This is a genomic window from Diaphorobacter sp. ED-3, assembly GCF_027625375.1.
GTDB lineage: Bacteria > Pseudomonadota > Gammaproteobacteria > Burkholderiales > Burkholderiaceae_C > Diaphorobacter > Diaphorobacter nitroreducens.
The window spans coordinates 1,990,280-2,009,309 of record NZ_CP115182.1 but is presented as its reverse complement, the minus strand read 5'-3'; the positions used below and the strand labels follow the sequence as shown (position 1 = coordinate 2,009,309).

The window sequence follows — 19,030 nt, the reverse complement described above, 5'->3', positions numbered from 1 at the left end:
TCCGGTTGGGATTCTGTTCAGGGGGAAAGGAAAACGGGGGGATTGTCGTACTTACACACGCAGGATGCGTTCGCCACGGCCGATGCCGCTGGCGCCCGTGCGCACCGTCTCCAAAATGGCGGTACGGTCGATGGCCTGCAGGAAAGCGTCGTTCTTGGACTGGTCGCCGGTCAGCTCGATCGTGTAGCTCTTTTCGGTCACGTCGATGATGCGTCCGCGAAAGATGTCGGCCATGCGCTTCATCTCTTCGCGCTCCTTGCCCACGGCGCGCACCTTCACCATCATGAGTTCGCGCTCGGTGTAGGCGCCTTCGGTCAGGTCAACCACCTTGACCACCTCGATGAGGCGGTTCAGGTGCTTGGTGATCTGCTCGATCACGTCTTCCGATCCATGGGTCTGGATGGTCATGCGCGACAGGGACGCGTCCTCGGTAGGCGCCACGGTCAGCGATTCAATGTTGTAGCCCCGCGCGGAAAACAGGCCAACGACGCGCGACAGCGCACCCGGTTCGTTCTCCAGCAGGACGGCGATGATGTGTTTCATGGGATGAGCTTCCTCTTCTCGCTGCCCTCCCCTGGCGCCGGTAAGCGCCAGGCTTGGCAGACAATAGATTCGTCAGAAAACGCTATTAAATAAATAGCTATTAGCGCTTGCCAGGCAAGCGTTACAGGCCTTTTTGATGCTTAAAGGTCTTCCGACCCCAGCAGCATCTCGGTGATGCCCTTGCCAGCCTGCACCATCGGGAACACGTTCTCGGTGGGGTCGGTCCGGAAGTCCAGGAACACCGTGCGGTCCTTGAGCTTGCGCGCTTCGCGCAGCGCCGGCTCCACGTCCTGCGGGCGCTCAATGAGCATGCCCACGTGGCCATAGGCCTCGGCCAGCTTCACGAAGTTGGGCAGCGCGTCCATGTAGCTGTGGCTGTAGCGGCCCGAGTATTCAATTTCTTGCCACTGGCGCACCATGCCCAGGTAGCGGTTGTTGAGCGACAGCACCTTGATAGGGGTGTTGTACTGCAGGCAGGTGGAGAGCTCCTGGATGTTCATCTGCACCGAGCCTTCGCCCGTCACGCAGAACACCTCAGACTCGGGCTTAGCCAGCTTGATGCCCATGGCATAGGGAATGCCCACGCCCATGGTGCCCAGGCCGCCGGAGTTGATCCAGCGGCGCGGCTCGTCGAATTTGTAAAACTGGGCGGCCCACATCTGATGCTGGCCCACATCGGAGGTGACGTAGGCGTCCGCATCACGGGTCATATTCCACAGCGTCTCGATCACGTACTGCGGCTTGATCACCTCGGTGTTCCCGCGATCGTACTTCAGGCAGTCGCGGCCGCGCCAAGCCTCGATCTGATCCCACCACGCCGACAGCGCACCAGCGTCGGGGCGTGTCGTGGTCTCGCGGATCATAGAGATCAGCTCAGTCAACACGTCCTTGACATCGCCCACGATCGGAATGTCCACCTTCACGCGCTTGGAAATGCTCGACGGGTCGATATCGATATGGATGATCTTGCGTTCGTTCTGCGCGAAATGCTTGGGATTGCCGATCACGCGGTCATCAAAGCGCGCGCCCACGGCCAGCAGCACGTCGCAGTTCTGCATGGCATTGTTGGCCTCGATCGTGCCGTGCATGCCCAGCATGCCCAGGAATTTGCGGTCGGTGGCCGGGTAGGCACCCAGACCCATCAGCGTGTGGGTGACCGGATAGCCCAGCATGTCGACCAGCGTGCGCAGCTCGGGCACCGCATTGCCCAGCAGCACGCCGCCGCCGGTGTAGATATAAGGTCGTTTCGCGGCCAGCAGCAGTTGCAGCGCCTTGCGGATCTGGCCGCCATGCCCCTTCTTGACGGGGTTGTAAGAGCGCATTTCCACGCTCTGCGGATAACCTTGGAAAGCCGTCTTCTTGAACGACACATCCTTCGGGATATCCACCACCACGGGGCCGGGACGGCCGGTGCGCGCGATATGGAAGGCTTTTTGGAGCGTCACCGCCAGGTCGCGCACATCTTTGACCAGGAAGTTGTGCTTGACGATGGGACGCGTGATGCCAACGGTGTCGCACTCCTGGAAGGCATCCAGCCCGATCGCGGGCGTGGGCACCTGGCCGGAGATGATCACCATGGGGATCGAATCCATATACGCCGTAGCGATGCCCGTCACGGCATTCGTCAATCCGGGACCGGAAGTCACCAGCGCCACCCCGACCTCGCCCGTCGCGCGGGCATAACCGTCGGCCGCGTGCACCGCCGCCTGTTCGTGGCGCACCAGCACGTGCTGAATGGTGTCCTGCTTGTACAGCGCGTCGTAGATGTACAGCACGGCGCCGCCGGGGTAGCCCCAGATGTACTGGACATTCTCGGCCTGCAGAGCCTTGACGAGGATCTCGGACCCCATGAGGTCCTGGGTGCCGGGAGAAGATGAGGAGTTGCCGCCGCGAGAGGCCGCAGCCGCCGACGTGAGTTCGGCCTTGGAGATTTCCATGATCAACCTTTGCGAATTTCTCTAACGAAAAACCTTGGGTGCCCCTTGTACGAACTCTTGTGAAGCCGACTTGGGACTTGAGGCCTCGGCCATGGGCGCCAGGAGTGTTGCGCCGGACCGGGACCCGTTTGCCTTTTTGAATTGCAGTACACATTATTGCACTGCACACATGCAGTTGGCGCAGCACGGCATAAAAAATACGCGGCAATGCGATAATCCGTCTTTCGCAGCTTGCTGCACGCACCTGCGCGCGCACTCCGCTTTCGCCCTCCTTGGGTTTTTGCCTTTGGCTACTGAACAAGAGCTCTCCGACTTCCTCAAAAGCGTGGACAAGCGTGCTTTCAAGCGCACGCTTTACCATGTGCGCAATGAGGAGGCCGCGTTGGACATCGTTCAGGACAGCATGCTCAAGCTGGCCGAGCACTATGGCGACAAACCGCCGGCCGAGCTACCCATGCTCTTCCAGCGCATCCTCACCAACTGCATGCTGGATTGGTTCCGGCGACAGAAGACACGCAATGCGCTTTTTTCCAGCCTGAGCGACTTCGAGGGCCCGTCGGACGATGGTTCAGATTTTGATTTTCTCGAGGTACACGCCGCTGCCAATGGCGAAATGGCACAGAGTGCAGAGGATTCCGTGCGTCGCGCACAGGTACTGCGCGATATCGATGCCGAGATCCAAGAACTGCCCCCGCGTCAACGGGAGGCATTTTTGATGCGTTACTGGGAAGAAATGGATGTCGCAGAAACCGCAGCCGCCATGGGTTGCTCCGAAGGCAGCGTCAAGACACACTGCTTTCGGGCCATCCAAACCCTCAGCAAGGCACTGAAGGCCAAAGGAATCGTGCTATGAACCGCCCTCCAGAATACCCGCCGGAAATCACCCAGGCCGCGGATGCGTTCGCCCGCCGCCTTACGGCGCGCCTGAGCGAAGGCAATGCCAGCCTTCCCTACGACATCACCGAGCGCCTGCGCGCCGCCCGCATGCAGGCGTTGGCGCAGCGCAAGCGCCCCGCCGTACAGTCTGCCCGTCAAACAGCCGCGGCAACGCACGTGTCTTCGCAAGGCTCCACCGCCACGCTCAGCGGCTGGGGCAGCGAAGGTGGCAATTGGTGGCGCGCCCTGGTATCCGCCGTGCCGCTGACGGCGCTGGTGGTGGGGCTGGTCTTCATCAATATGGCGCAGGATGAGACGGTGGCCACCGAAATCGCCGAAGTCGACGCTGCGCTTCTGACCGACGATCTTCCCCCGTCGGCCTATGCTGACCCCGGCTTCCTGCAATACCTCAAGACAGCCAATACGACGCAATAAGATCACTGCCTGCATGCACGAGCCGTCCCCGCACGCCCCACGCCCCCACCTGCCAGCATTCTTGCTGGCTTTTGTCTTGCTGGGTGCGCTGGCGACGACGGGGTGGTGGATGGCTGCCTATGTGCGGGTGGCGCCCAGTACCCCTGTCCCGGCCGAGGCGCTGGGAGATGGCAGGCACAAAATCTACAGCGAGCCCCGGCAGGCTCCGCAAGCCGAGGCTGGCCCCCGCTGGACAGAATTGAGCACTCCTCAGAAAGAAGCGCTCTACCCCCTTGCAGACCGCTGGAGCGTGCTCAGCGAAGGGCAAAAGCGCAACTGGCTCAACCTGGCGGCGGGCTTTCACGCACTCTCTGAGGACGAGCAGGCGAAGATGCTCGCACGCATTACCGATTGGGCCAGCCTCAGCACCCAGCAGCGCAGCCAGGCGCGACTGAACTATGCCGCCGCCAGCAGGCTCCCGGCCGACAGCCGGCGTGCCCGATGGGAGGCATACCAGGCGCTGAGTGCGGAAGAGAAGAAGCGCCTGGCGGCCAAGGCGGCGCCGCGGCCGACCGGCGCAGCCACCACGGTACGCCCGGTTTCCCCCAAGAAACTGGCCCGCGTCCCTGCAGCCACCAATGCGCCGCCGGCCGTCCCCAACCCTCCGAAAATCCAGCCGCCAGCGGAATTCCATTCGCCCCAGGCCCTGCCGGTGCCGCCCCCCGTGGTCGTGGAAACATCGCCGGTCACGATCCCGTCCGCACTGCCTGCGCCGCTCCCCCCCCTTGCGCCCGCCTCGGCTCCCGAACCCGCTCCGGAACCGCCAGTGGACCTGACCCCCCTGCATCCGCCGCAATGATCGGTGCATGACCTCCGTTCGCCGTCCCGCATGACTGCCTCGCGCGCCAATCCGCAGACCCCCCACCCTTCCGACGCTGCCGCCCCGGCGGCATCCCGCGCGATCGCCCCTCCGCTGCGGCGCCGCATGGCCTGCTGGTTGTATGAGGGCATGTTGATGTTCGGGGTGGTGTTCATCGCGGGCTACCTGTTCGGCACCCTGACACAGACGCGGCATGGGCTGGACAACCGCCACGCGCTGCAGGCCTTTCTGTTCGTGGTGTTCGGCATCTACTTCGTCTGGTTCTGGTCCCAGGGACACACGCTTGCCATGAAGACCTGGCACATCCGGGTGGAAGACCGGCAGGGGCGCTCCCTCTCGCAACCACGGGCGCTGCTGCGCTACTTGTTGTGCTGGCTGTGGTTCCTGCCCCCATTGGCGGTGATCGCACCCTTTCAACTGTCTGCGGGCGAAGCGACCGTCATCGTGGCGGGCTGGGTCGCGGTATGGGCCCTGCTCAGCCGATTTCACCCGCAACGCCAGTTCTGGCACGACGCACTCGCCGGTACCCGCCTGGTGCATTACGAAGTGCCGCCCCGCCGCAAGGGTTGAGGGGCGGACTGGGCCACGCACGTGTGCATCTGACGCGCAAGCTATGCGCACAACCCCTGCAGTTCGCCTTCCCATGGCGCGACAATCACCGTCCGAATGCCTGATCCCACGTCCTCCGCACCACACCCCCACAAGCAACGCACCGGCTTGCGCCGGCTGTGGCATGCCACGGGCTACTCCCTGACGGGCCTGCGGTCAGGCTGGGAAGAAAAGGCGTTTCGCCAGGAGGTGTGCCTGGCAGCCCTGCTGCTGCCCTCGTCCTTTTACGTCGGTCGGGACTGGATGCAGACCGCTGTACTGGCGGCGGTGGTGGTGTTGGTGCTGATCACCGAGTTGCTCAACTCCGGCATCGAGGCCGCCATCGATCGCGTCGGGCATGAACTGCATCCGCTGTCCAAGCGCGCCAAGGACTTGGGCAGCGCAGCGGTGCTGCTCAGCCTGCTGCTGTGCGCAGCCGTGTGGGCGGCCGCGCTCTACCAAAGGTTCCTACATGGCTGATGTCGCTTTTTCGATCTGCGTGTACCTGGGCTCTCGCCCGGGCAACAACCCCTTGTTCACAGAAGCGGCCACGGCCGTGGGCCACTGGATAGGCCGCCACGGCGGCCAGCTGGTCTACGGCGGTGGCCGCAGCGGCCTCATGGGCACGGTGGCGGAGGCCACGCGCGTGGCAGGCGGCCGGGTCGTGGGCATCATTCCGCAGGCTCTCGTGGACAAGGAACTGGCCAACCACTTCTGCGATGAGCTGCACATCGTGCAGACCATGCACGAGCGCAAGGCCATGATGGCCGAGCGCAGCGATGCCTTCGTCGCCCTGCCGGGCGGCATCGGCACACTGGAAGAGCTGTTCGAAGTCTGGACTTGGCGCCAGCTGGGCTACCACGACAAGCCCATCGGCCTGTTGGACACCGACGGCTACTACGGCGGCATGCTGGGCTTCCTGCAGCATGCGGTACATGGCGGGCTCATGGGGGAATGGCAGATGGGCCTGATCCGCGTGGGTACGGAGCCCGATGCCCTGCTCACCGCGTTGGTGCAGGACGCAGGCGCGAATGCCAGCGCCATCCCCCTGCGCAGCGTGATCTGACGGCTGTCCCACCGCGCTGGCGTGCGCGGGATTGGCAGACGTGCCGTTCGTTACACCGCGGCGTCGTCCAGGTCGCCGGTGCGGATGCGCACCACGCGCTCCACGGCGGTGACGAAAATCTTGCCGTCGCCGATCTTGCCGGTGCGCGCCGCGCCTACGATCGCATCCACGCAGCGGTCCACGTCTTCGGTGCGCACCACCACCTCAATCTTGACCTTGGGCAGGAAGTCCACCACATACTCGGCACCACGGTACAGCTCGGTATGGCCCTTTTGCCGGCCGAAGCCCTTCACCTCGGTCACCGTCAGCCCCGTCACCCCACATTCGGCCAAGGCCTCGCGGACTTCCTCCAGTTTGAAGGGCTTGATGACGGCGGTGATCATTTGCATGGGGAACTCCTCAAATATCTAAAAAGCGGTGGGCACGGCACGGCGACCCAGCGGCCGCCACAGGGGGCTCAGGCCCTGAATCGGTTGGTGATGGGGTAGCGCCAGTCCTTGCCGAAGCTGCGGCGCGTGACGCGCACGCCCACAGGCGCCTGGCGGCGCTTGTATTCGTTGAGCTTGATGAGCCGGGTCACGCGTTCGACATCCGCACGTTCAAAGCCGGCGCGCACGATGTCTTCCAGAGGCTCGTCATTTTCCATGTAGCGCTCGACGATGGCGTCCAGTACCTCGTAGGGCGGCAGACTGTCCTGGTCTTTCTGGTCGGGACGCAGTTCGGCACTGGGCGGACGGGTGATGATGCGCTCGGGAATGGGATTCGCGCCGGTGCCATACGGGTCATTGGCGTTGCGCCACCGGGCCAGGGCGAACACGCGCGTCTTGACCACGTCCTTGATCACGGCAAAGCCCCCGGCCATGTCGCCGTAAAGCGTGCAGTAGCCCGTGGCCAGCTCGCTCTTGTTGCCCGTGGTCAGCACCAGGCTGCCGAACTTGTTCGACAGCGCCATCAGCAGCATGCCGCGGATGCGCGCTTGCAGATTCTCTTCCGTCGTGTCCTCGGGCAGGCCGGCGAACTGCGGCGCCAGCGCAGTCTTGAAAGCCTCGAACTGCGGGGCGATGGCGATTTCGTCATAGCGCACCCCCAGCCGCCCGGCCATGTCGCGCGCATCGATCCAGCTGATGTCGGCCGTGTAGGGCGAGGGCATCATCACTGTGCGCACCTTGTCGGCGCCCAGCGCGTCCACGGCAATAGCCAGCACCAGCGCCGAGTCCATGCCCCCCGACAGGCCCAGCAGCACGCCGGGGAAGCCGTTCTTGCCCACGTAGTCGCGCACGCCCAGCACCAGGGCGGACCACAGCTCCGCCTCCCAGCCCTCGTGTGGCGCCACTGGCGCTTCCAAAACAATAGCTGCTTGCGCTTGCTGCACCTTGATCAGCAGCGTTTTTTCTTCAAATCCTGGCGCACGAGCCGCCACGCTGCCATCGGCATTCAGCGCGAAGGACCGGCCCTCGAAAACCACCTCGTCCTGCCCGCCGACCAAGTGCGCATAGACCAGGGGCAGGCCGGTTTCCAGCACGCGCTCGCGCATCACCTGTTCGCGCTCGACAGCCTTGCCCAGGTGGTAGGGCGACGCATTGAGCGTGACCAGCACCTGCGCGCCCGCCTCCCGCGCGCCGCGCGCCGGCCCGGGGTACCACGCGTCCTCGCAGATCAGCAGGCCCATGCGCACGCCCTCGACCTCGAACACGCAGTTCTCATCCCCGGGGACGAAATAGCGGCGTTCGTCGAAGACTTCGTAGTTGGGCAGGTACTGCTTGGCGTAGGTGTGCTCGATACGCCCCGCGCGCAGCACGCTGGCCGCGTTGTGGCACAGGCCGCGCCCCCCCTCGCCCACCCCGTGCGCCACGCGCCGCGGGTGCCCCACGACCACCGTCAGCCCCGGCCAATCCGCCGTAGCGGCCGCCAACCCTTCCAGTGCCTGCTCGCACGCCTGCACGAAGGCTGGCCGCAGGTACAGATCCTCGGCCGCGTAGCCGCACAGCGCCAGCTCGGGCGTAAGGAGCAGCCGGGCGCCGCCAGCATGGGCATCGCGCGCGGCCGCAAGAATCTTCTGGGCATTGCCCGGCACGTCGCCCACCACGAAGTTGAGTTGGGCGATGCTGATGACGAACGGCATGGGAATAGCGGGGCGGGTTGGTCTCGGACGATTATGTCACCCGGGCCCTGGCGCCGCCCCGAGCCGCGCCTTGCCCCTGCGGCACGCCCCGGCTGCGCGCTTGTCCCCACAGGCCAGGGACAGACCTGTGGATAAGCTGCGGGCGAGGCGGGCACATGCGGCTTAAGTGGTTGATTCATAACGCCCGCCCCTGCACCGCCTCATTTTTAAGCAGGCTGCGCCACCGCGGAGAAATCCCCACGGCCACGCGGTCCGGGCTTTGGGGAGATGATGCGCTCTGCCCTGATTGCGGCACCGCCCACTGCATGACCACACCCTGCCCTGCCAGCACGCCTGCTTACGCATTGCACCTGCACGACTCGATCCATCGCGTGGGCGCCGATGCATGGGACGCACTGCTGGCGCTCCAGCCCCACCCCACGCCCTTCCTGCGCCATGCCTACCTGTGCGCGCTCGAAGACAGCGGCAGCGCCACGCCCGCCCGGGGCTGGACGCCCGTCGTGTTCACCCTGTGGGCGGGCACGGACCTGCAGGCCGCCTGCATCGTGTACGCCAAGGCGCACTCGTACGGTGAGTACGTGTTCGATTGGGCCTGGGCCGATGCCTACGCCCGCCACGGGCTGGCGTACTACCCCAAGGCCGTGGCCGCCGTGCCGTTCACGCCGGTACCCGGCACCCGGCTGATGGCCTGCGACGATGCCGCGCGGGACGCCCTGCTGCGTGCCGTGCTGGACTGGGCGAAGCAGGCGGGGCTGTCATCCCTGCACCTGCTGTTCGGCGCGCAGCAGGATCTGGCTGCAGCGCACCAGGCGGGGATGCTGCTGCGCAGCACCGTGCAGTTCCACTGGCACAACCGGCGGCCCATGGACGGTGCAAGGTTCGCGGATTTCGAGGACTTCCTCGCCTCCCTGAACCAGGACAAGCGCAAGAAGATCCGCCAGGAGCGCCGGCGCGTGGCCCAGGCGGGGGTGTGCTTTCGCGTGCTGCGGGGCACGCAGATCACCACGGCAGACTGGGACTTCTTCTTCCGCTGCTACGAGCGCACCTACCTGGAGCACGGCAATCCGCCCTACCTGACGCGGGCCTTCTTCCACGCCATGCACCAGCACATGCCCGAGGCCTGGGTGCTTTTCGTGGCGGAGCGCGCAGGCCGCCCCATTGCTACCAGTTTAATAGCTGCTGGCGCTTATCCCAACTGCGTGAACACCCCAAATGACATGCAATCCGTGGCCTATGGCCGCTACTGGGGTGCGCTAGAACGGGTGGACTGCCTGCATTTCGAGGCCTGCTACTACCAGCCCATCGAGTGGTGCATCGCGCAGGGCGTGCACCGTTTCGAAGGCGGTGCGCAGGGCGAACACAAGATGGCGCGCGCCCTCCTGCCCGTGCGCGCACAGAGCGCCCACTGGCTGGCGCACCCGGCGTTTGCCGAAGCCGTGGACCGGTTCCTGGCGCGTGAAGGCGAAGGCGTGGAGCAGTACCTGGAGGATCTGCACGCGCGCAACCCCTTCCGGCAGGCAGGCTGACGGGCTGGACGCGGCCATGAAAAACCGCGCCCATGGGCGCGGTTGGCAGAGATACAGCGCGAAGGCCCTCAGGCCGTCGCGACCGACTGCACCAATCCCATCTCAGAACTGCTGAGCAGCGATTCGATGTCCACCACGATCAGCATGCGCTCGCCCACGGTCGCGATGCCACGCACGAAGGACGAATCCACCTGCCCCTGGAACTGCGGTGCAGGCTTGATGGCATCGGCCGGCAGAGCCACCACGTCGGCCACGGCATCCACCACAGCGCCCAACACCGTGCCACCCACGTTGAGGATGATGACCACGGTGAAGTCGGTGTAGTCGGCGCTGGCGCATTGCAGCTTCAGGCGCAGGTCGACGATCGGCACGATCACGCCGCGCAGATCGATCACGCCCTTGATGAACTCCGGCGCGTGCGCCATGCGGGTGGGTTGCTCGTAGGAGCGGATTTCCTGCACGCGCAGGATGTCGATGCCGTACTCCTCCTCACCCAGGCGGAAGGTCAGGTATTCCGCGGCACCGCTGGCGTTGGCGTTGCCGTAGGAAGGACGCTGGGCGATGGAAGACGACATGGCAACTCCTAGGGAAATGTTCTCGCGCTTGCGCGCAGGTCGGGCACCGCCGGCCACACCAGCGTCGCGCACGCCCTGGCAGCATAGCAGTCATCGGTTACTTATGCTGACAATTTTGCCAGAAACCGAAATCCCTGCAAGAAAAAAGCCCGCGGGCATGTGCCAGCGGGCTGGATGAGGCAGTGGGCGCGATGCGGGCCGCACCCCGCCACCATCAGGCTTTCTTGTAGTTTTCCACGCCGTCCAGGATTTCCTTGTGGGCGGCGTCGATGCCTTCCCAGCCCAGCACCTTGACCCACTTGCCTTCTTCCAGGTCCTTGTAGTGCTCGAAGAAATGGCTGATGGCCTTCAGGCGCATGGGGTTCACATCCTCCACGGTCTTCCAGGGCTCGTACATCTTGAGGATCTTGGTGGTGGGCACGGCCAGCACTTTGCCGTCCACGCCGGCCTCGTCTTCCATCTTCAGGATACCCAGCGCGCGGCAGGGCACCACCACGCCGGGGTGCAACGGGTACGGGGTGATCACCAGCACGTCCACCGGGTCGCCGTCGCCCGACAGGGTCTGGGGCACGTAGCCGTAGTTGCAGGGGTAGTACATGGCCGTGGTCAGGAAACGGTCCACGAAGACGGCACCCGACTCCTTGTCCACTTCGTACTTGATGGGATCGGATTCCGCCGGGATCTCGATCACCACATTGAAGGTTTCGGGAATGTTCTTGCCGGGCTTGACGTTGTTCAGCGACATGGTTTGGGGGTTGAGTGGTTGGAATGACACGGCCTTCGCCCCGGGGGCGGTGCGCAAGGCGGTCCGTGATTTTAGGCGCACGCCCCTTGCAGCTTGCTTGCACCGGGGGTTTCGCGTTAAATGGCTGCGTTGGCCAATCGTCTCCCGCCGCCGGGGCACGAGGAAGCAACGCAGCGGAAGCACTTCCCCCATGCGTTGCGCTTCCCCCTCCGTGCAACTGACAACCGATGGAGATAACGAATGGCTGGTTCCACCTCGGCGCTGACTGCCCCTCTCATCCTGGCTCTGGTTTGCGGACTGATTGCTGTGGCCTACGGACTGTGGGCACGCAGCTGGATCCTTTCCAAGGACGCGGGCAACGCCCGCATGCAGGAGATCGCCGGCGCCATCCAGATGGGCGCGGCGGCCTACCTCGCACGGCAATACAAGACCATCGCCTTCGTCGGCATCGTGCTGGCCATCCTCATTGCGGCGTTCCTGGACGGCACCACCGCCGTGGGCTTCGTCATCGGCGCGGTACTCTCCGGCGCCTGCGGCTTCATCGGCATGAACGTCTCGGTGCGCGCCAACGTGCGCACGGCCCAGGCCGCCACGCAGGGCATGGGCCCGGCGCTGCAGGTTGCCTTCCGCGGCGGGGCCATCACGGGCATGCTGGTGGTGGGCCTGGGCCTGCTGGGCGTGACCGCCTTCGCGTGGTTCTTGGTTGGCAATGGCCGGCTCACCCCCACGGCCAGCCTGCCAGCGCTGCTCAACCCGCTGATCGGCTTTGCGTTCGGCTCGTCGCTGATTTCCATCTTTGCCCGCCTGGGCGGGGGCATCTTCACCAAGGGTGCCGACGTGGGCGCGGACCTGGTCGGCAAGGTGGAGGCCGGCATCCCCGAGGACGACCCCCGCAACCCCGCCGTGATCGCCGACAACGTGGGCGACAACGTGGGCGACTGCGCCGGTATGGCGGCCGACCTGTTCGAGACCTATGCCGTCACCCTCATCGCCACGATGGTGCTGGGCGCGCTGCTGGTGGGTGCTGCGCCCGTCGCGGCCGTGACCTACCCACTGGCGCTGGGGGCCGTCTCCATCATCGCCTCCATCATCGGCTGCTTCTTCGTGCAGGCCGGCCCGGGCATGCGCAACGTGATGCCCGCGCTGTACCGGGGGCTGGCCATCGCGGGCGTGTTGTCGCTCGTCGCGTTCTGGTTCGTCACGGCCTGGATCATCCCCGACAACGCGCTGGGCGGCACGGGCGCGCAGATGCGGCTGTTCGGCGCCTGCGCCACCGGCCTGGTGCTGACGGCGGCACTGGTGTGGATCACGGAGTTCTACACCGGCACGCAGTATTCCCCGGTGCGCCACATCGCGCAGGCGTCCACCACGGGGCATGGCACCAACATCATTGCGGGTCTGGGCGTGTCCATGCGCTCCACGGCCTGGCCGGTGATCTTCGTGTGTGCGGCCATCATCGTGTCTTACATGCTGGCGGGCCTGTACGGCGTGGCCGTGGCCGCCATGTCCATGCTCAGCATGGCGGGCATCGTGGTGGCGCTGGACGCCTACGGCCCCATCACTGACAACGCCGGCGGCATTGCCGAGATGGCCGAGCTGCCCAGCAGCGTGCGCGACATCACCGACCCGCTGGACGCCGTGGGCAACACCACCAAGGCCGTGACCAAGGGCTACGCCATCGGCTCGGCGGGCCTGGCAGCACTGGTGCTGTTCGCCGACTACACGCACAAGCTGGAGAGCTTCGGCCAGGCGATCCGCTTCGACCTGAGCGATCCGATGGTCATCGTGGGCCTGTTCATCGGCGGGCTCATTCCCTACCTGTTCGGCGCCATGGCCATGGAGGCCGTGGGCCGCGCCGCCGGCAGCGTGGTGGTGGAGGTGCGCCGCCAGTTCAGCGAGATCGCCGGCATCATGGAAGGCACGGCCAAGCCCGAGTACGGCCGCGCGGTCGACATGCTGACCAGCGCCGCCATCAAGGAGATGATCATCCCCAGCCTGCTGCCCGTGGCCGTGCCCATCATCGTGGGCCTGGCGCTGGGGCCGAAGGCGCTGGGCGGGCTGCTCATGGGCACCATCGTCACGGGCCTGTTCGTGGCCATCAGCATGTGCACCGGCGGCGGCGCTTGGGACAACGCCAAGAAGTTCATCGAGGACGGCCACCACGGCGGCAAGGGCAGCGACGCGCACAAGGCCGCCGTCACCGGCGACACCGTGGGCGACCCCTACAAGGACACGGCCGGCCCGGCGGTGAACCCGCTCATCAAGATCATCAACATCGTGGCGCTGCTCATCGTGCCGCTGGTGGTGAAGTTCCACGCCGGCTGACCCGGCACTATCAAAAAAGAAGCTGCCAGCGCCCGTCCCTTGGGCGCTGGACGGCATTCCGGCTCGTAGCCCAGCACGCTGCGCGCGCCTGCCGCACAATCAGGCCCATGCAGCTCCACCACATCGCCAACGCCGGCGTGGCCTCGACTTCGGGCCGCACCATTGCCGTGATCGACCCCTCCGACGGCCAGCCGTACGACGAAATCCAGCGCGGCACGGCCGAGGACATCGATGCCGCCGTGCATGCGGCGCAGCAGTGCTACCACAGCGTGTGGCGCAAGCTGGCCCCGGCCGAGCGTGGCAGGCTGCTGATGCGGCTGTCCGCCAAGATCACCGAGCATGCCGAGGAGTTGGCCGCCATCGAGCAACGCGACTGCGGCAAGCCCACCCGGCAGGCACGGGCCGACGCACACGCCCTGGCGCGCTACTTCGAGTTCTACGCCGGCGCCTGCGACAAGCTGCACGGCGAGACCATTCCCTACCCCGACGGCTTCAGCGTGTTGACCTGGCGTGAGCCGCATGGCGTGACCGGCCACATCGTGCCGTGGAACTACCCCATGCAGATCTTCGGGCGCTGCGTGGGCGCCGCACTGGCGGCCGGCAACGTGTGCGTGGTCAAGCCGGCCGAGGACGCCTGCCTGTCCCTGCTGCGCGTGGCCCAGTTGGCGGTCGAGGTGGGCTTCCCTGCCGGCGCGCTGAACCTCGTGACCGGCTACGGCCACGAGGTCGGCGACGCGCTGGCGCGCCACCCCGGCATCCAGCACATCAGCTTCACCGGCAGCCCCAAGGTGGGCACGCTGATCCAGCAGGCCGCCGCCGAGCGCCACTGCCCGGTCACGCTGGAGCTGGGCGGCAAGAGCCCGCAGATCGTCTTTGCCGACGCCGACCTGGACGCCGCCGTGCCCGTGCTCGTGAACGCCATCGTGCAGAACGCCGGGCAAACCTGCTCGGCCGGCTCGCGCGTGCTGATCGATTCCCTGATCTACGAACCGCTGCTGGAGCGCCTGTCAAAGGCCTTCGAGGCGCTGCGCGTGGGCCCCGCCGCCATGGACCTGGACCTGGGGCCGCTGATCCGCCAGAGCCAGCAGCAGCGCGTGTGGGATTACCTGTCCGATGCGCAGGTGGCTGGCATTCCCCTGGCCGCGCAGGGCACCGTGGTGGACGAAGCGCCCGACACGGGCTTCTACCAGGCCCCCACCCTGCTGCGCGACGTACCGGCGCAGCACCGCCTGGCGCAGGAGGAAATCTTCGGCCCCGTGCTGGCCGCCATGCCCTTCGACGACGAAGACCACGCCGTGGAGCTCGCCAACGGCACGCCCTTTGGCCTGGTGGCGGGCGTGTGGACGCGCGATGGCGCGCGCCAGTTCCGCATGGCGCGGCGCATTGCCAGCGGCCAGGTATTCATCAACAACTACGGCGCAGCCGGCGGCGTCGAATTGCCGTTTGGCGGCGTGAAGTCCAGCGGACACGGACGCGAGAAGGGTTTCGAGGCGCTCTACGGCTTCACCACCCTCAAGACCGTGGCCATCCGCCACGGCTGATCCCTGCGAGCCGCGTGCCCTGCGGTGCCCCGCCAGTGCTCGCTTGGCCGCTGATACGTTTCCCATCTCGACCCCATGCCTCTGTCATCCCCTGCCCCCCGCACTGCCCGCCATGTCCGACGCGTCACCTACCAGGGTTACGAGCGCGAGGACGGGCTCTGGGACATCGAGGGCGAGCTGCACGACAGCAAGCCGCAGGACCTGCCGTCGCTGCGCTACCCGGACGGCGTGCGCCGCGCGGGCGAACCCATCCACCACCTGTGGCTGCGCGTCACCGTGGACCGCGACCTGGTGGTGCGCGCCATCGAATCCGCCATGGATGCCCACCCCCTGGCGGGCTGCACACAAGCGCAGCGCGCCCTGCAGGCGATGGTGGGCTGCAGCATGGCGCGCGGCTGGCGCCAGTCCATCCAGACCCACCTGGGCGGCGTGGCCGGTTGCACCCATCTGCGGGAACTGCTGTTCAACCTGGCCACGGCCACGTTCCAGACGATTCACGCCGCATTCCAGAATGAAGGCGACGAGCCGCCGCGCCACTTGGGCCAGTGCACGGGTTGGGACTTCAGCGGTCAAGGAGTGAAGGAGCACTACCCGCAGTTCTACGGCCGCGCGCCGCGCACGCCGAAGGCAGCCTGATCGGCAATCGCTCCCGATTCAATAGCTGCCCGCGCTTTCTACACGGGCGCTAGAGGCACTTTTTGCCCATAGGCCTGATTTAGATCGACCGCATGTGCAGGCGCGCGGCTCAGGTTCACCATGCCGCCACTCGCGGAGGCTGAATAGCGCTTGAACGGCTCGGCCCGACGGACGGCCTGCGCCAACCCCTGGTTAGCCAGCCCCTGGTTAGTAAAGAGAGTGGAGAGTGGCGTGGCACATCCGCCGGGGGCGCGCGGCTGGGGCGGTCGAGCCAGGGCCGTGTCCCGCGCGCCACAGCTGCTGCCCAGCGGCGCAACCAGCCCAGCCACGTCGGCCTTCCCTCCCCCGGGAAAGGCGGCGCAGTCGGGCGCCGCGCCGATGAGACACGCAGTTGCTCTTGTGCCCGCAGGGGTCAGCCCAGCACGTCCTGCAGGGCCACCTCGTACAGCGAAGTCAAGCTGTCCGTAACCTCCAGCAGGCGCTCGCTGGTGGTGGCCACGTTTTCCAGGCCGCGCGGGTCTGGCTGGCGCTTGAGGGCGGCCTCGAAAAACACCCACTGCGCCTGGCCCAGTTCCAGTGCCGAGCGGATGGCAGGGGTGGAGATAGGCGCCTTGTTCAACTGCGCGAGGGCACGCTGGAACTCATCGGCGTCGCCCGTCATCTGCTCGCGCACCGTGCGGCTGTCAAGGCCGGCGGCCAACAGCTCATAGTTCTTGGCCAGGCGCTGCGACAGCATGCGCTGGCGCCCGGCGGTGTTGACCAGGCGTGCCGTGGGCGCCTGGGCCAGGCGCTCGAGGGCCTCGGTGGTGGTGTTGGCGGCAGCCAGCATCTGGTCAGCCTGGGCCGACACGGCCTGAAAGCCCTCCTTCGTCGGCGCCTGGGCCGTGAGCGCGTCCAGGCGGTCCGCGTTGCGGCGCACGTCCGCCAGCAGCCGCGCCACCTCGGGCGGCCAGCTCTGGCGGTCCATGTCCTCGAAGCCGGAATGCACCTGCCGGCGGGTGTGTTCCAGCGCATCGCGGGCGCGCGCGGCACCCACGTTCAGGTACAGCTGGCCGTAGACCTTGGCCGTGCGCTGGGACAGCGCCCGAAAGCGCGCCGTGCGGTTGATGGCCGTGGCCAGGGCCATGCGCGCCTGGGCCGACAGCGGCAGGGCCGGCACCAGCAACACGGTGGCCAGCGCGCGCACAGCGGTGCGGCGGCCGCGCCGGCAGGCGGCGACGGAGGGAGGGGTGGGGACTGGGCGTTGGTTCTGCATGCGCCGTATTCTCAAATCGCCCTCCCGCGCCCCTATGACACTGGTCAAAGGCACCTCATGTCGCTGCCGTGACAGCAGATTGATCAACATCAATTTAGCGGGCAGCCGCCATACCCCTACGACGCCGATGGGGCACAATTTCGCTATGGCTGAACGTGTCATTCCCCTCGTGGATCAGCGCAGCAAGGTGCTGCAGCCCCCCGCGCTCCTGGCCGCGGCACCCGCTACCGGACTGCTGCAGGACACGCTCTCCCGTCCCTTGCGCGACCTGCGCATCAGCGTGACGGACCGCTGCAACTTCCGCTGCGGCTACTGCATGCCCAAGGAAGTGTTCGACAAGCACTACCGCTACCTGCCGCACAGCGACCTGCTGAGCTTTGAAGAGATCACGCGGCTGGCGCGCCTGTTCATGGCGCATGGCGTGCGCAAGATCCGCCTCACCGGCGGCGAGCCGCTGCTGCGCAAGGACCTGGAGAACCTGGTTGCCCAGTTGGCGGAACTGCGCACGCTGGAGGGCCGCGTGCCCGACCTCACGCTGACCACCAATGGATCGCTGCTGGCGCGCAAGGCGCGCGCCCTCAAGGCCGCGGGCCTGCGGCGCGTCACCGTGAGCCTGGACAGCCTGCAGGACGACGTGTTCCGCCGCATGAACGACGTGGACTTTCCGGTGGCCGACGTGCTCGCCGGTATCGAGGCCGCGCAGGCGGCGGGCCTGGAGCACATCAAGGTCAACATGGTGGTCAAGCGCGGCACCAACGACCACGAGATCCCGGCGATGGCGCGCCACTTTCGCGGCACCGGCATCACACTGCGCTTCATCGAATACATGGACGTGGGCGCCACCAACGGCTGGCGCATGGATGAGGTGCTGCCCTCCGCCGAAGTCATCGCGCGGCTGCAGGCCGAGCTGCCGCTGGTGCCGCTGGCCGCGCAGTCCCCCGGCGAGACCGCCAAGCGCTGGGGCTACGCCGGCCCCGACGGTCGCCACGACCCGCGCTTGGGCGAAGTGGGCGTGATCAGCAGCGTCACGCAGGCCTTCTGCGGCGACTGCAACCGCGCGCGCCTGTCCATGGAGGGTCGGCTGTACCTGTGCCTGTTTGCCTCGCAAGGCTGGGACCTGCGCAGCCTGCTGCGCGGCAATGCCAGCGACGCGCAGATCAGCGCCGCCATCGCCCACATCTGGCAGGGGCGCGGCGACCGCTATTCCGAGCTGCGTGCCAGCCTGCCACCCGAGACGGGCAGCGGCCAGCGGCGCATCGAGATGAGCTACATCGGCGGCTGAGCCGCCGCCGCGCCGCAGGGACCTGCCCCGGCGCGCCGTTCACCACCCTTCTTCTTTCCCATGATCGACACCCACGACATCACAGGTCTCATCCTCGCCGGCGGCCGCGGCTCCCGCATGGGCGGGGTGGACAAAGGCCTGCAGAACTTCCGCGGCCTGCCCCTGGCACTGCACACGCTGATGCGGCTGCAGCCGCAAGTGGGCGACGTGATGATCAACGCCAACCGCAACCTGGCGGCCTATGAATCATTCGGAGTGCCGGTGTGGCCTGATGGCCTTGCCGACTACGCAGGCCCGCTGGCGGGCTTTCTCACAGGGCTGGAGCGCTGCGAGACCCCTTGGCTGCTCACCGTGCCCTGCGACACACCGCTGTTCCCGCCAGACCTTGCCGCACGCCTGGCCCAGGCCGCCATGCGCGAGGGCGCCGACATTGCCATGGCAGCGGCACCCGAGGCCGACGAGCGCGATGGCACCGTGCGCGTGCGCACCCAGCCGGTGTTTTGCCTGCTGCGCGTGACGCTGCTGGAGAGCCTGGTGCGCTTCACGCAGGGCGGCGGGCGCAAAATCGACCGCTGGACCGAACAGCACGCCTGCGCCGTGGTTCCGTTCGACCAGCCGGGAGACGACCCGCATGCTTTCTACAACGCCAACACTCTGGCCGAGCTGCACGCCCTGGAAGGCCTGGGCCACCGCTGAGCTGCAACCCTCTTTGCCCGTAC

19 protein-coding genes are annotated in these 19,030 nt (G+C 66.5%); 12 read left to right on the top strand and 7 right to left on the bottom strand.

Going from position 1 to position 19,030, the window contains the following annotated elements; genetic code table 11:
- Positions 1 to 51: 51 nt before the first annotated feature.
- Complete coding sequence (gene ilvN / locus PCQ86_RS09935; protein ID WP_011805034.1) at positions 52 to 543, bottom strand: acetolactate synthase small subunit; 492 nt, start codon at positions 541 to 543, stop codon at positions 52 to 54.
- Positions 544 to 683: 140 nt separating this feature from the next.
- Positions 684 to 2,480 carry an acetolactate synthase 3 catalytic subunit gene (locus PCQ86_RS09930; protein WP_270175392.1) on the bottom strand — a complete coding sequence of 599 codons (1,797 nt, stop codon included), beginning with the start codon at positions 2,478 to 2,480 and terminating at the stop codon, positions 684 to 686.
- A 286-nt stretch (positions 2,481 to 2,766) separates the two neighbouring features.
- On the opposite strand from PCQ86_RS09930, the gene PCQ86_RS09925 reads away from it, so the two are divergent.
- The 6 genes from PCQ86_RS09925 (at position 2,767) to PCQ86_RS09900 (ending at position 6,304) form a co-directional block, all read left to right on the top strand.
- On the top strand, positions 2,767 to 3,333 hold the full coding sequence (locus PCQ86_RS09925; RefSeq protein ID WP_011805032.1) for an RNA polymerase sigma factor: 567 nt from the start codon (positions 2,767 to 2,769) through the stop codon (positions 3,331 to 3,333).
- Positions 3,330 to 3,791 (top strand): DUF3619 family protein, encoded by a 462-nt coding sequence (locus PCQ86_RS09920; RefSeq protein WP_011805031.1) that lies wholly within the window; start codon positions 3,330 to 3,332, stop codon positions 3,789 to 3,791. The genes PCQ86_RS09925 and PCQ86_RS09920 overlap by 4 nt, the downstream gene beginning before the upstream one ends.
- A 13-nt stretch (positions 3,792 to 3,804) precedes the next feature.
- Positions 3,805 to 4,629, top strand: a complete 825-nt coding sequence (locus PCQ86_RS09915) for a DUF3106 domain-containing protein (protein ID WP_270175391.1) — start codon at positions 3,805 to 3,807, stop codon at positions 4,627 to 4,629.
- A gap of 30 nt (positions 4,630 to 4,659) precedes the next feature.
- The gene (locus PCQ86_RS09910; protein ID WP_172207026.1) at positions 4,660 to 5,220 is read left to right on the top strand and encodes an RDD family protein; all 561 of its coding nucleotides are present in this window, start codon (positions 4,660 to 4,662) and stop codon (positions 5,218 to 5,220) included.
- Positions 5,221 to 5,316: 96 nt separating this feature from the next.
- Positions 5,317 to 5,718, top strand: a complete 402-nt coding sequence (locus PCQ86_RS09905) for a diacylglycerol kinase (RefSeq protein WP_047351338.1) — start codon at positions 5,317 to 5,319, stop codon at positions 5,716 to 5,718.
- The gene (locus tag PCQ86_RS09900) at positions 5,711 to 6,304 is read left to right on the top strand and encodes a TIGR00730 family Rossman fold protein (protein WP_011805027.1); all 594 of its coding nucleotides are present in this window, start codon (positions 5,711 to 5,713) and stop codon (positions 6,302 to 6,304) included. The genes PCQ86_RS09905 and PCQ86_RS09900 overlap by 8 nt, the downstream gene beginning before the upstream one ends.
- 50 nt (positions 6,305 to 6,354) lie before the next feature.
- On the opposite strand, the gene PCQ86_RS09895 is transcribed toward PCQ86_RS09900, so the two are convergent.
- Both PCQ86_RS09895 and PCQ86_RS09890 read right to left on the bottom strand, forming a co-directional pair.
- Positions 6,355 to 6,693, bottom strand: coding sequence for a P-II family nitrogen regulator (locus PCQ86_RS09895; protein WP_011805026.1), 339 nt, complete (start codon positions 6,691 to 6,693; stop codon positions 6,355 to 6,357).
- 68 nt (positions 6,694 to 6,761) lie between these two features.
- A complete protein-coding gene (locus PCQ86_RS09890; protein ID WP_270175390.1) occupies positions 6,762 to 8,426 on the bottom strand; it encodes an NAD+ synthase in 1,665 nt (554 codons plus the stop codon).
- Positions 8,427 to 8,731: 305 nt separating this feature from the next.
- Here PCQ86_RS09890 and PCQ86_RS09885 point away from each other — a divergent pair, with 305 nt between their 5' ends.
- Entirely contained in the window at positions 8,732 to 9,952 is a 1,221-nt protein-coding gene (locus tag PCQ86_RS09885; RefSeq protein ID WP_270175389.1) for a GNAT family N-acetyltransferase, read from the top strand.
- Between the two features lie 68 nt (positions 9,953 to 10,020).
- On the opposite strand, the gene PCQ86_RS09880 is transcribed toward PCQ86_RS09885, so the two are convergent.
- The gene (locus PCQ86_RS09880; protein WP_047351342.1) at positions 10,021 to 10,527 is read right to left on the bottom strand and encodes a chemotaxis protein CheW; all 507 of its coding nucleotides are present in this window, start codon (positions 10,525 to 10,527) and stop codon (positions 10,021 to 10,023) included.
- Between the two features lie 214 nt (positions 10,528 to 10,741).
- On the bottom strand, positions 10,742 to 11,272 hold the full coding sequence (gene ppa / locus PCQ86_RS09875) for an inorganic diphosphatase (protein ID WP_015913465.1): 531 nt from the start codon (positions 11,270 to 11,272) through the stop codon (positions 10,742 to 10,744).
- A gap of 240 nt (positions 11,273 to 11,512) precedes the next feature.
- Between ppa and PCQ86_RS09870 the strand changes: the two genes are divergently transcribed.
- The 3 genes from PCQ86_RS09870 (at position 11,513) to PCQ86_RS09860 (ending at position 15,774) form a co-directional block, all read left to right on the top strand.
- A complete protein-coding gene (locus PCQ86_RS09870) occupies positions 11,513 to 13,597 on the top strand; it encodes a sodium-translocating pyrophosphatase (protein WP_270175388.1) in 2,085 nt (694 codons plus the stop codon).
- 107 nt (positions 13,598 to 13,704) lie between these two features.
- Positions 13,705 to 15,138, top strand: a complete 1,434-nt coding sequence (locus tag PCQ86_RS09865) for an aldehyde dehydrogenase family protein (protein ID WP_047351344.1) — start codon at positions 13,705 to 13,707, stop codon at positions 15,136 to 15,138.
- Positions 15,139 to 15,213: 75 nt separating this feature from the next.
- Positions 15,214 to 15,774 (top strand): DUF2889 domain-containing protein, encoded by a 561-nt coding sequence (locus PCQ86_RS09860; protein WP_015913468.1) that lies wholly within the window; start codon positions 15,214 to 15,216, stop codon positions 15,772 to 15,774.
- A 412-nt stretch (positions 15,775 to 16,186) separates the two neighbouring features.
- Here PCQ86_RS09860 and PCQ86_RS09855 read toward each other — a convergent pair whose 3' ends face one another.
- Positions 16,187 to 17,029, bottom strand: a complete 843-nt coding sequence (locus PCQ86_RS09855) for a type IV pili methyl-accepting chemotaxis transducer N-terminal domain-containing protein (protein ID WP_015913469.1) — start codon at positions 17,027 to 17,029, stop codon at positions 16,187 to 16,189.
- A gap of 145 nt (positions 17,030 to 17,174) precedes the next feature.
- Here PCQ86_RS09855 and moaA point away from each other — a divergent pair, with 145 nt between their 5' ends.
- Together moaA and mobA are read left to right on the top strand one after the other, a co-directional pair.
- Positions 17,175 to 18,311 carry a GTP 3',8-cyclase MoaA gene (gene moaA / locus PCQ86_RS09850; RefSeq protein ID WP_047351443.1) on the top strand — a complete coding sequence of 379 codons (1,137 nt, stop codon included), beginning with the start codon at positions 17,175 to 17,177 and terminating at the stop codon, positions 18,309 to 18,311.
- 60 nt (positions 18,312 to 18,371) lie between these two features.
- The gene (mobA, locus tag PCQ86_RS09845) at positions 18,372 to 19,007 is read left to right on the top strand and encodes a molybdenum cofactor guanylyltransferase MobA (RefSeq protein WP_270175387.1); all 636 of its coding nucleotides are present in this window, start codon (positions 18,372 to 18,374) and stop codon (positions 19,005 to 19,007) included.
- The last annotated feature ends 23 nt before the right edge of the window (positions 19,008 to 19,030 follow it).